The organism is Stakelama portus (assembly GCF_003171655.1).
GTDB classification, from domain to species: domain Bacteria; phylum Pseudomonadota; class Alphaproteobacteria; order Sphingomonadales; family Sphingomonadaceae; genus Sphingomonas; species Sphingomonas portus.
The window spans coordinates 316,500-327,808 of sequence record NZ_QFZL01000004.1 but is presented as its reverse complement, the minus strand read 5'-3'; the positions used below and the strand labels follow the sequence as shown (position 1 = coordinate 327,808).

Annotated in this window: 10 protein-coding genes; 8 read left to right on the top strand and 2 right to left on the bottom strand. The window is 64.7% G+C overall.

The window, feature by feature from the left end; all coding sequences use genetic code 11:
* Nucleotides 1-28 precede the first annotated feature (28 nt).
* From DKB74_RS13050 to DKB74_RS18950, 8 genes are all read left to right on the top strand, one after another.
* Nucleotides 29-499, top strand: coding sequence for an A24 family peptidase (locus DKB74_RS13050; protein ID WP_109808589.1), 471 nt, complete (start codon nucleotides 29-31; stop codon nucleotides 497-499).
* A 56-nt stretch (nucleotides 500-555) separates the two neighbouring features.
* Entirely contained in the window at nucleotides 556-1,605 is a 1,050-nt protein-coding gene (gene cpaB / locus DKB74_RS13045) for a Flp pilus assembly protein CpaB (RefSeq protein ID WP_109808588.1), read from the top strand.
* Between the two features lies 1 nt (nucleotide 1,606).
* Nucleotides 1,607-3,154 carry a type II and III secretion system protein family protein gene (locus DKB74_RS13040; protein WP_109808587.1) on the top strand — a complete coding sequence of 516 codons (1,548 nt, stop codon included), beginning with the start codon at nucleotides 1,607-1,609 and terminating at the stop codon, nucleotides 3,152-3,154.
* Between the two features lie 20 nt (nucleotides 3,155-3,174).
* Nucleotides 3,175-3,813 (top strand): CpaD family pilus assembly protein, encoded by a 639-nt coding sequence (locus tag DKB74_RS13035; protein ID WP_109808586.1) that lies wholly within the window; start codon nucleotides 3,175-3,177, stop codon nucleotides 3,811-3,813.
* 1 nt (nucleotide 3,814) lies between these two features.
* Nucleotides 3,815-5,101, top strand: a complete 1,287-nt coding sequence (locus DKB74_RS13030) for a P-loop NTPase family protein (RefSeq protein ID WP_109808585.1) — start codon at nucleotides 3,815-3,817, stop codon at nucleotides 5,099-5,101.
* 45 nt (nucleotides 5,102-5,146) lie between these two features.
* Nucleotides 5,147-6,124 (top strand): type II secretion system F family protein, encoded by a 978-nt coding sequence (locus DKB74_RS13025; RefSeq protein ID WP_109808584.1) that lies wholly within the window; start codon nucleotides 5,147-5,149, stop codon nucleotides 6,122-6,124.
* 16 nt (nucleotides 6,125-6,140) lie between these two features.
* Complete coding sequence (locus DKB74_RS13020) at nucleotides 6,141-7,136, top strand: type II secretion system F family protein (RefSeq protein WP_193504459.1); 996 nt, start codon at nucleotides 6,141-6,143, stop codon at nucleotides 7,134-7,136.
* Between the two features lie 74 nt (nucleotides 7,137-7,210).
* A complete protein-coding gene (locus tag DKB74_RS18950) occupies nucleotides 7,211-7,921 on the top strand; it encodes a hypothetical protein (RefSeq protein ID WP_193504457.1) in 711 nt (236 codons plus the stop codon).
* 21 nt (nucleotides 7,922-7,942) lie between these two features.
* Here DKB74_RS18950 and DKB74_RS13010 read toward each other — a convergent pair whose 3' ends face one another.
* Both DKB74_RS13010 and ppdK read right to left on the bottom strand, forming a co-directional pair.
* The gene (locus DKB74_RS13010) at nucleotides 7,943-8,479 is read right to left on the bottom strand and encodes a hypothetical protein (RefSeq protein ID WP_239987510.1); all 537 of its coding nucleotides are present in this window, start codon (nucleotides 8,477-8,479) and stop codon (nucleotides 7,943-7,945) included.
* Nucleotides 8,476-11,178 (bottom strand): pyruvate, phosphate dikinase, encoded by a 2,703-nt coding sequence (ppdK, locus tag DKB74_RS13005; protein ID WP_109808818.1) that lies wholly within the window; start codon nucleotides 11,176-11,178, stop codon nucleotides 8,476-8,478. The genes DKB74_RS13010 and ppdK overlap by 4 nt, the downstream gene beginning before the upstream one ends.
* Nucleotides 11,179-11,309: the final 131 nt, after the last annotated feature.

Here is an 11,309-nt window from a genome sequence, read left to right as displayed (position 1 = left end):
AAGCCGTTCCGTCTAGGGAATTGGAACGATGGGGGCCTATGTTTGTGCCATATTGCTCGTTGCGCTTGCGCTGTTGCTGGTTTCGGCCGGCATAGAGGACGCGCGCCATCGCGAAATCGCCAATTGGAAAAACGCCGCGATCGCGCTGATGGCGCCTTTATGGTGGTGGGCAGCAGGGTTGGCGCTGTGGCCCGACATCGCCTGGCAGATCGGCATCGCGGCGTTGGTGTTCGCATTTTTCGTCGGTGCATTCGCGCTGGGCCAGATGGGCGGCGGCGACGTCAAGATGATCGGCGCGCTGGCGCTGTGGCTGCCGGTAGTGCCGTTGCTGTGGATGCTGGTGCTGATGTCGCTGATCGGCGGCGTGTTGACGCTGATCCTGATGGTCGAGCGCAAGCTGCGGCGAAGCACCAAAACGCTGGAAATTCCATATGGAATCGCAATCGCGCTCGCAGCCCTTCTGGTTCTTCGCGAACCGATTCTTAACCAGTTCATGTAAATGCTTAACCGCAGATCAACCCGGCCGGGTACGAGCGAAGAAGGGCCAAGTGCGTCATGGATGGTAGGAAGATAATTCTCCTGGTGGGCGCGCTGTTCGTCGCGGCGATCACGGCGTTCATGGCACGTAACCTGATGGTCGGCTCCTCCGCGCCGTCGGCCAATGCCGTCGCGGTGCAGCCGGGGCAGCCGTCGAAGGAAGTGCTGGTGGCGACTCGCGAATTGCCGGTCGGCACCATCCTCGACGCCACGGCGATGAAATTCGTCGCATGGCCCGAGGAGCTGATCGAAGGCGCCTATTATCTTCAGGAAAATACCGACCCGAGCTCGCTTCAGGGCACGGTCGTCCGCATGCCGATTCCCGCCGGTCAGCCGATCGCGCAGGGCGCGCTGGTAAAGCCGGGCGATCGCGGCTTCCTCGCCGCGGCGCTGGGTCCGGGCATGCGCGCCGTCACGGTGCCGGTGTCCGCGCAATCCTCGGTCGCGGGGTTCGTGTTCCCGGGGGATCGGGTCGACCTGATCCTGACGCAGGAAATCGCCGGCGGCGGCGATGGTCCGCCGCTCAAGGCTTCGGAAACCGTGCTGCGCAACCTGCGCGTGCTGGCGACCGACCAGCGCACCGACCAGCAGAAGGACGAGGAAGGCAATACCGTCGTCAGCCCCTATTCGACCGTTACGCTGGAAGTCACGCCGCGTATCGCCGAACAGATTTCGGTAGCCCAGACCGTGGGCACGATTTCGCTGTCGCTGCGCTCGATCGCCGATAATTCGCAGGAGCTTGAGGAAGCCATCGCCAATGGCGAGGTGTCGGTTCCCGACGATCCCAATGCCGAGCGCGCGATGCTGACGCGCGTCCAGGCGGCACCGGTTTCGGGGCGCTCCACCTATTCCACCGGCGCGGATATTTCGCGTTTCCAGCGCTCGACCGTGCCGGGCAAGGCCGAAGAGCCGCGACCGTTCGCACCGCCGTCGGGCATGTCGGGCGTTCCGGGCCAACAGCCCCAGATCACCATGCCGACCGGGCCGATGGTCCGCATCGCCCGGGGCAACAACGTCACTGTCGTACCGGTGGGCCAATCCGGTGCGGCCACGGGGGGAAATAACTGAGATGTCCCGTTTCACCACCCCTGCAAGGATCGCGATCGCCGCGATGATTGCCACCGGCGCTTCCGCCGGGATGGCCATCGCGCCCGCCGCCGCGCAGACCGCACCCGCGCCGTCCACGAGCATGGAACTGGCGACCGGAAGCGGCCGACTGATCAATGTCGGATCGCCGATGGCCGAAGTGTTCGTCGCCGACCAGAATGTCGCCGATGTGCATATCAGTTCGTCGCGACAGCTCTATGTCTTCGGCAAGTCGCAGGGCGAGACGACCGTATATGCCACCGGCAGCAACGGCCGCGTCGTATATTCGGCGACGGTTCGCGTCGGCAACAATATCGATTCGATCGCGTCGATGCTGTCGCTGGCGATGCCTGAAGCCCAGATCACCGCCACGCCGATGAACGGGCTGATCCTGCTGACCGGCACGGTGGCGAGCCCCGACGATGTCGCAGAGGCCGAACGGCTGGTGCAGGCATTTGTCGGCGAAGACACCAAGATCATCAGCCGGTTGCGCACGGCGGTGCCGTTGCAGGTCAACCTGCAGGTGCGTTTCGCCGAAGTCAGCCGCAGCTTCGTCAAGAATATCGGCGTCAATCTGGCGTCGGCGGATTCGTCCAGCGGGTTCAAGTTCGGCCTCGGCCAGGGCCGCGATTTCTATAGCCAATATACTCCGGGTGGGCCGCTGGCCGTCGGTACGACGGGGGCGACCGGCACGACCGTGGTGACGACTCCGACGGCGGGCACCGCGCTGTTCGGCGCGGGCCAGCTGCTCGGGCTCGATCTGCTCGGGTCGCTCGATCTGGGCGAATCGATCGGACAGGTCACGACGCTGGCGAACCCCAATCTGACGTCGCTTTCAGGCGAGACTGCCAATTTCCTGGCCGGCGGGGAAATCCCGATCCCGATTTCGCAGGGGCTGGGCGCGGTTTCGGTCGAATATAAGCAATATGGCATCAGCCTGTCCTTCACGCCGACGGTGCTGGCCGATGGCCGCATTTCGCTCCGCGTCCGCCCCGAAGTGTCGCAGCTTTCGTCGGCAGGCGCGGTCCAGATGGACGGCACCACCATCCCGGCGCTGACCACCCGGCGGGCCGAAACCACAGTCGAACTCGGTTCGGGCCAGAGCTTCATGATCGCGGGGCTGTTGTCGAACACGCAGCAGAATTCGATCGACAAGGCACCGGGCCTGGGCGACGTGCCGGTCCTGGGTGCGCTGTTCCGGTCGAATGCGTTCCAGCGCAACGAAACCGAACTGGTGATCGTCATCACGCCGTATCTGGTGCGGCCGGTGAACGCGAACGACATTCGCCTGCCGACAGATGGTTACCAGGCGCCCAACGATTTCCAGCGCGTCTTCGGCGGTCAGCTGAGCGGTTCGACCGACACGCCGACCCCGCGTCCGATGATGGCGCCGCCGCAGGGCGGAGCGCCCGCGATCGGTGCCGCGCAACCCGTACCCACTCAGCCCGCGACGCCGACGCAATCGGACACGCGCAGCCGTGACAATCGCAGCTCCTCGGGCGGTGCCGCCCCCGGATTCAACTTCAACTGAAGCGCCTGACGGAGACGATCATGACCATGCGCCTTGCGCTGCCCGCCCTTCTCGTTCCGGCACTGCTGCTTTCCGCCTGCGGCGGCACCTATAATGGCGGCGTCGAATCGGTTCACCAGCCGGTGGTGACTCGCAACGACTATGTCTTCGACCTTTCGACCGCGGGCCCCGGGCTTGCGCCCGGCGAAGCCCAGCGGCTGGCAGGGTGGATGGATTCGATGGGCCTGAGCTATGGCGATGTCGTCGCCGTCGATGACGGCGGCATGCATCCCGGCGCGCGGAATCAGGTTGCAGCGGCGGCGAGCCGCTATGGCCTGCTGCTCAGCAATCAGGTTCCGGTAACGATGGGCGCCATCGCCCCCGGTACGGTGCGGGTCGTCGTGACGCGCATGACCGCCAGCGTCCCCGGATGCCCCGATCATTCGCGCGAATATCAGCCCGACTATAGCGCCAGCACCAGCTCCAACTATGGATGCGCGGTCAATTCCAACCTGGCGGCGATGATCGCCAACCCGGGCGATCTGGTTCGCGGCCAGCCCGGTTCGCAGGTCAGCGATCCGGCGACCTCGACACGGGCGATCCAGACCTATCGCCAGAAGGAACCGACCGGTTCCGGCGAATTGCAGGGCGGCGCGTCCGCCGGCGGAGGGAACCAGTAAGGTGAACGCACCCTTCAATCCCGCACGCACCAGCAATCGCGACCCCTTCGTCGCCTTTGTATGCGATGAATCGACTGCCGAATTGCTGCGGCCGATCGCCGTCGAGCTCGGCTGGGAACCCAGCAAGGTCAACAAGGGCGGACTGCGCAACGCTGTGCAGACGCTGTCGGTTTCGGCCAGCCCCAACATCCTGTTCGTCGACCTGTCCGAATCGGGCGATCCGCTGAACGACATCAACGCGCTCGCCGAAGTGTGCGAGCCAGGCACCGTGGTGATCGCCGCGGGGCAAGTGAACGATGTGCGGCTGTACCGCGACCTCGTCGCGTCGGGCATTCAGGATTATCTGCTCAAGCCGCTCAACCCCGACACGCTGCGCGAAGCATTCGTCCAGGCACAGATTGCGCTCAACGCGCCCAAGGTCACCGATTCCGACAACGGCCATTTCCATTGCGGCATCGCCGTGATCGGCACGCGCGGCGGCGCGGGCGCATCGACGATCGCGACATCGCTCGCATGGCTGCTGAGCGAACAGAAGATGCATGCGACGGCGCTGCTCGACCTGGACGTGCATTTCGGCACCGGCGCGCTCGCGCTCGACCTGGAGCCGGGGCGCGGCCTGACCGACGCCATCGAAAACCCCAGCCGCATCGACGGGCTGTTCATCGAACGCGCGATGGTGCGGGCATCCGAACGGCTCGCGGTGCTGTCCGCGGAAGCGCCGATCCATTCGCCGGTCGTCACCGACGGCGCGGCGTTCTTCCAGCTGCAGGAGGAAATCCGCGGTGCATTCGAATGTACCGTGGTCGATCTGCCGCGATCGATGCTGGTGCTACATCCGCATCTGATCGCCGACATTCAGGTGGCGGTGCTGGTAACCGAATTCACACTGGCCGCCGCGCGCGACATGATCCGCCTGCTGTCCTGGTTCAAATCCAATGCGCCGCAGACACAGCTGATCCTGGTCGCCAATCGCGTACAGCCGGCGGCGCAGCTGGAAATCAGCCGCAAGGATTTCGAAGGTTCGATCGAACGCCGCATCGATTTCATCGTGCCGTTCGAACCCAAGCTCGCATCGCAGGCCGCAAAGCTGGGCAAGCCGCTGGCGGAAGCGGGCAAGGCCGCCAAGTCGATGTCGGCGCTGTCCGAACTCGCCGAAAAGGTCGCTGCCTGTGCCGAAGCGGGCGACGATCCCGAAGCGCGGGCCAAGGCAGACGCCAAGGGCAGCTCGCTGCTTTCCAAGCTGATGTCGCCCAAAAAGGCCAAACCGGCACCGAAGAAGAAGAAATAAGCCGCCGCAGCGGCGGCATGTGACGAAGCGGAGGCGAAGGACAGCGTGGATATGCTGCCATATTTGATGATCGGAGCGGGGGCTTTTGCCGTTCTCGCGATGATGGTCTTTGCCTTTTCCGGCCCCTCGCCGCGCCGCGCCGGAGCCCGGCGGCTGGGCACGGTGCGCCAGCGCCATAGCGGGAACACCATGGCCGCCGCGATGGAAGCGCAGATGCGGCGAATCACTGCTTCGCGCGCAAGCCGCGCCGACGTCGCCACCGCGCGGTTCCTTCCCAACCCGGCATTGCTCGGCAAGCGGCTTGCCGCGACGGGCAAGGGCTGGACGGTGGGGCAATATGGCATGGCGACGCTGGGCCTGTTCGTCGTCACGGTCGGCGCGCTGCTCTTTCAGGGCGCGCCGCTGCTGCTCGCGCTGCTGCTGGGCGTGTTCGTCGGCCTCGGCATCCCGCATTTCGTCGTCGGATTCTTCGTCAAGCGCCGGATCAAGACCTTCACGATCAAATTCCCCGATGCGATCGAGCTGCTGGTGCGCGGCCTGCGTTCGGGCCTGCCGATCACCGAGACGATGACCGTGGTGGCTCAGGAAATCGAAGGACCGGTGGGCGATGAGTTCCGCGCGGTTTCGGACAAGATGAAGATCGGCCGCACGCTCGATGCCGCGCTTCAGGAAACCGCCGACCGGCTGGGCACGCCCGAATTTCAATTCTTCACCATCACCATCGCGATCCAGCGGGAAACCGGCGGCAACCTTGCCGAAACGCTGTCCAACCTGGCCGATGTGCTGCGCAAGCGCGCGCAGATGAAGCTGAAGATCAAGGCATTGTCGTCCGAATCCAAGGCGTCGGCCTATATCGTCGGCGCACTGCCGTTCATCGTGTTCGGGATGATCTGGTTCATCAACAACAGCTATATGATGAACTTCTTCATCGACCAGCGGCTGATGATCACCGGCATCGGCGGTCTGATCTGGATGGGCCTGGGCGCATTCATCATGGCCAAGATGGTCAATTTCGAGATCTGAGGGGGGAGCGAGAGGCATGGAAACCGCCGCCGGCCCGACGATCATGGGCATCGACATACTCTGGGCCGCGACCTTGCTGTCCGCCGTGGCGGCGGTCGCCGTGCTGTTCGCCATCTATACCGTGGTCACGTCGCGCGATCCGATGGCCAAGCGCGTCAAGGCGCTCAACGAACGCCGCGAACAGCTCAAGGCCGGTATCACCGCCTCGACATCGAAACGGCGCGCCAAGCTTGTCCAGCGCAGCGACGCCAGCGATCGCATGCGCAACCTCCTCTCCTCGCTCAAGGTGCTGCAGGAGGAACAGGTCAAGGCCGCGCAGGTCAAAATGGCGCAGGCCGGCATCCGCCGAAAGGAATGGGCCGTCGCGGTCATTTTCGGCCGGCTGGTGCTGCCGATCATCATCGGCGGCATCGCGTTGTTCGTCGTTTATGCCACCGACACGCTCGCCGACTGGAGCGCGCTCAAGAAATATGGCGTCGTCGCCGCCGCCTTCATCCTCGCCTACAAGGCGCCCGATCTTTACCTCAAGAACCGCATCGACAAGCGTTCGGCGGCGATCCGCAAGGGGCTGCCCGACGGGCTCGACCTGTTGGTGATCTGTGCCGAAGCGGGACTCACCGTCGATGCCGCTTTCTCCCGCGTCGCGCGCGAACTGGGCAAGGCCTATCCCGAACTGGGCGAGGAATTCTCGCTGACCGCGATCGAGCTCGGCTTTCTGACCGAGCGGCGTCAGGCGTTCGAGAATCTGGCGAACCGCGTCGATCTGGATGCAATTCGCGGCGTCGTGACGACGATGATTCAGACCGAAAAATACGGTACGCCGCTGGCGTCGGCACTGCGCGTGCTATCCGCCGAATTCCGCAACGAGCGGATGATGCGCGCCGAGGAAAAGGCCGCGCGGCTGCCCGCGATCATGACGGTTCCGCTGATTCTGTTCATCCTGCCGGTGCTGTTCATCGTCATTCTCGGCCCCGCGGCCTGCTCGATCAACGACGCGCTGCTGGCGACCTGAGCCTGCGAATCTTGGCGGTGGCGCATCGTTAATGCGCGGGTTACTCTGTCGCATTCGACAGGGGAGATCCGCTCATGCAGGGATTGCCGTTCCAGACGATCACCGAATTTGCTGCGCTCGGTCTTACGCTGATCGCGGGCCTGTTCTTCGGGCTCGCGCTTCATCCGGGCGGGCGCAAGTGGAAAGAGCGCTATCGCGAACTCGATATCGAGAGCGCCGCATATCGCCATCAGGCCGAAACCGATCTGCGCGACGCGCAGGCGCGGGTTCGCGAGCTGGAAGCCGAGCGCGATACGCTGCGCAAACAGGCCGAAGCGCAGGAAGCGGCGGTGGCCGCCGCCCCGGCCGCTGCGGCGGTTGCCGCGAGCGATGCCGATCCGGGCGCCGGCGCTGGCTGGCGCGGCTGGTTCGGCTGGGGCCGCGACAATCTGTCGCGCATCGCCGGCATCGACGAAGCGCGCGAGAAGCGGCTCAACGAGCTGGGCATCAAGACCTATCGCGAAATCGAAAAGATGACCGCGGAAGACGAATCGGCGCTGGAACAGCGGCTGTCGCTGGAAACCGGCACGATCGCGCGCGAGCAATGGCGCGAACAGGCGGCGCTGCTGCGCACCGGCCATGAGCAGGAACATGGCTCGCGATTCGTCGAAAAGCCCGCGGCGGAGCCGGTCGAGACGCCTGCCGAGGAAGCGACGGTAGCGGAAGAGCCTGCCGCCGCCGAGCCGACAGAGGTAGCGACAAGCGACGAAGCGGAAGCCGAAAAGACCGAGCGCGAAAACGCCTGAGGCCGCACGGCCCCGGCGGCGCTATCGCGTTTCGAGCACGTCGCGCTGATAGGTTTCGCTGACGAGCGCGAGGGGAACCCCCTCGCCCGTTTCCACCAGCGCGTCGATGCGCAGCACCGCTTCGGGTGCAGGCCCCTCGCCGTCCCACAGCCGGAGCGATGCGAGCGGCACGCGGCGCGGCGAAAGCGCCGCGATCACCGCGCCATAGGGGCGATCGGTTTCCGCAAGCGTGCGCTGCATCTCCGGCGTCAGCCGATCGGGCACGAACCAGTTTTCCGCGACCGACAACAACCGGTCGCCGCAGACCAGCCGAACCCGGCGATAGCCCAGGGTAGCGTCGGCACCGACCTTCAGCTTCGCGCGCTGTTCGGCGTCCGGTGAAACCGACAGCGCGCGATCGACCTCGGCACGCACCGGCACGTCGCTGCCGCAACGCCGCTGGAGCACCACGGTCGCCGTCGGCCCCGCCGCCAGTTCGGCGGCAAAGACGTCGAGCGGAGCCGCGTCCTGAAGAGTCAGTCGCAGCGCCATAGCCGCCATCGCAAGTCCCGGGCTCACTTCACCGCGGTCAGCGCGGCCTGTGCCGCCGCCAGCCGCGCAATCGGCACGCGATAGGGCGAGGCACTGACATAATCGAGCCCGGTCTGTTCGCAGAAAGCGATCGAGGCGGGGTCGCCGCCATGTTCGCCGCAAATCCCCAGCTTGATGTCGGGCCGAGTCGCCCGGCCACGTTCAGCGGCGATTTCGATCAATTCGCCGACGCCCTCGATATCCAGGCTGACGAACGGATCGCGCGCGTAAATGCCCTTTTCGACATAGGTGGTCAGGAAGCGCGCGGCATCGTCGCGGCTGACCCCCAGCGCAGTCTGCGTCAGATCGTTCGTGCCGAAGCTGAAGAATTCGCCGACTTCGGCGATCTCACCCGCGCGCAGCGCCGCGCGCGGCAGCTCGATCATCGTGCCGACCAGATATTCGATCGTCCGTCCCTTTTCGGCGAAGACTGCCTGGGCGGCCTTTTCGACCACCGCCTTCATCAGCTCCAGCTCCTTGCGCGTGGCGACGAGCGGGATCATCACTTCGGGGATCGGCGCCTCGCCGGTCTTTTCGGCGACTTCGCATGCAGCCTCGAAAATCGCCCGCGCCTGCATCTCATAGATTTCAGGATAAGTGACGCCGAGGCGGCAACCGCGATGGCCGAGCATCGGATTGAATTCGTGCAGCTCGCTTGCGCGCCGCCGCAGCGTTTCGACATCGACACCCGCCGCCGTGGCGACTTCGGCGAACTCGGCTTCGGCATGCGGCAGGAATTCGTGCAGCGGCGGATCGAGCAGGCGGATGGTGCAGGGAAGCCCCGCCATCACTTCGAAAATCTCGATAAAGTCCTTGCGCTGTTCGGGCAGCAGCTTGTCGAGCGCGACACGGCGCCCGGCCTCGTCCTCGGCCAGAATCATCTGGCGCACTGCGGTGATGCGCGCGGCGTCGAAGAACATATGCTCTGTACGGCACAGGCCGATGCCTTCGGCGCCAAATTCGCGCGCGGTACGGCAATCGTTCGGCGTTTCGGCATTGGTCCGCACTTTCAGGCGGCGGCCCTTGTCCGCCCACACCATCAGCGTCGCGAAATCGCCCGCCAGTTCGGGCTTCACGGTCGGCACTTCGCCGATCATCACTTCGCCGGTGCCGCCGTCGATCGTGATGATGTCGCCTGCCTTCACTTCGCGCGTACCGACCTTCATCACGCCGTCGACGGCCTTGATCGACAGCGATCCGGCACCCGAAACACACGGACGGCCCATGCCGCGCGCCACCACGGCGGCGTGGCTGGTCATGCCGCCACGCGCGGTGAGGATGCCCTTCGCCGCGTGCATGCCGTGAATATCCTCAGGGCTGGTTTCGACACGGACCAGGATCACGTCCTCGCCCGCCGCCGCTTTCTTTTCGGCGGTGTCGGCGTCGAACACGACCTTGCCCGAAGCGGCGCCCGGCGATGCGGGCAGCCCCTTGGTCAGCACGTCGCGCTTCGCATCGGGATCGAGCGTCGGGTGGAGCAGCTGGTCGAGCGCAGAAGGGTCAACGCGCTTGATCGCTTCCTCTTGCGTGATCAGCCCTTCGGAAGCCATTTCGACCGCGATCTTGAGCGCCGCCTTGGCAGTCCGCTTGCCGTTGCGGGTCTGCAGCATCCACAGCTTGCCGCGTTCGACCGTGAACTCGATGTCCTGCATGTCGCGATAATGGGTTTCGAGCGTGTCGAAGACCTGGATCAGCTCGCCATAGGTTTCGGCCATCGCCTCTTCCATCGAAGCGGCCTTTGCCCCTGCCTTTTCCCGCGCGGCTTTGGTCAGATATTGCGGCGTGCGGATACCCGCGACAACATCCTCGCCCTGCGCGTTGATCAGGAATTCGCCATAATAAGCGCGCTCGCCGGTCGACGGATCGCGGGTGAAGGCAACGCCGGTGGCGCTGGTTTCGCCCATATTGCCGAACACCATCGCCTGAACATTGACGGCAGTGCCCCAATCGCCCGGAATGCTGTTGAGGCGGCGATAGACCTTGGCGCGTTCGGACTGCCACGATCCGAACACCGCGCCGATCGCGCCCCATAGCTGATCATGCACGTCCTGCGGGAAGGGCTTGTCCCACAGCTCCTTCACGATCTTCTTATATTCACCAACCAGCGCCTTCCAATCGGCGGCGGTCATATCGGTATCGAGGTCGTAGCCGCGATCTTCCTTGGCGATCTCCAGCGCTTCCTCGAACCGGCCATGGTCGAGGCCCAGCACCACATCGCAATACATCTGGATGAAGCGGCGATAGCTGTCCCAGGCGAAACGTTCGTCGCCTGCCTTGTCGGCCAGTCCGACAACGGTTTCGTCGTTGAGGCCGAGGTTCAGGACCGTGTCCATCATCCCCGGCATCGACACGCGCGCGCCCGAACGGACCGACACGAGCAGCGGATCGGCGACATCGCCGAACACCTTGCCGGTCACTTTTTCGATATGGGCGATGCCGTCGGCAACTTCGGCGCGCAGGCTGTCGGGGAAACGTGCCCCTTCCTCATAATAGCGGGTGCACATGTCGGTGCTGATCGTGAATCCGGGCGGGACCGGCAGGCCGATCGAAGCCATTTCGGCCAGATTGGCGCCCTTGCCGCCGAGCAGATTCTTGTCCCCGGTGCCACCTTCGGAAACGCCGCCCCCGAATCGATAGACGTACCGCACGTCTTCGGTCGTATCGTTGGCAGTCGTCACAGCGCTCATCATGTTTTCCGCCTCCTTGGTGACGGCCAGCCTAGCAATCATTGTGCGTTGCAACAAGAATGCGTCTGGGCGAGCCGCCCCAACATTTTATTGTTCGTTCAACCTTGGAATGATTCGTTTCGCACCGGCCC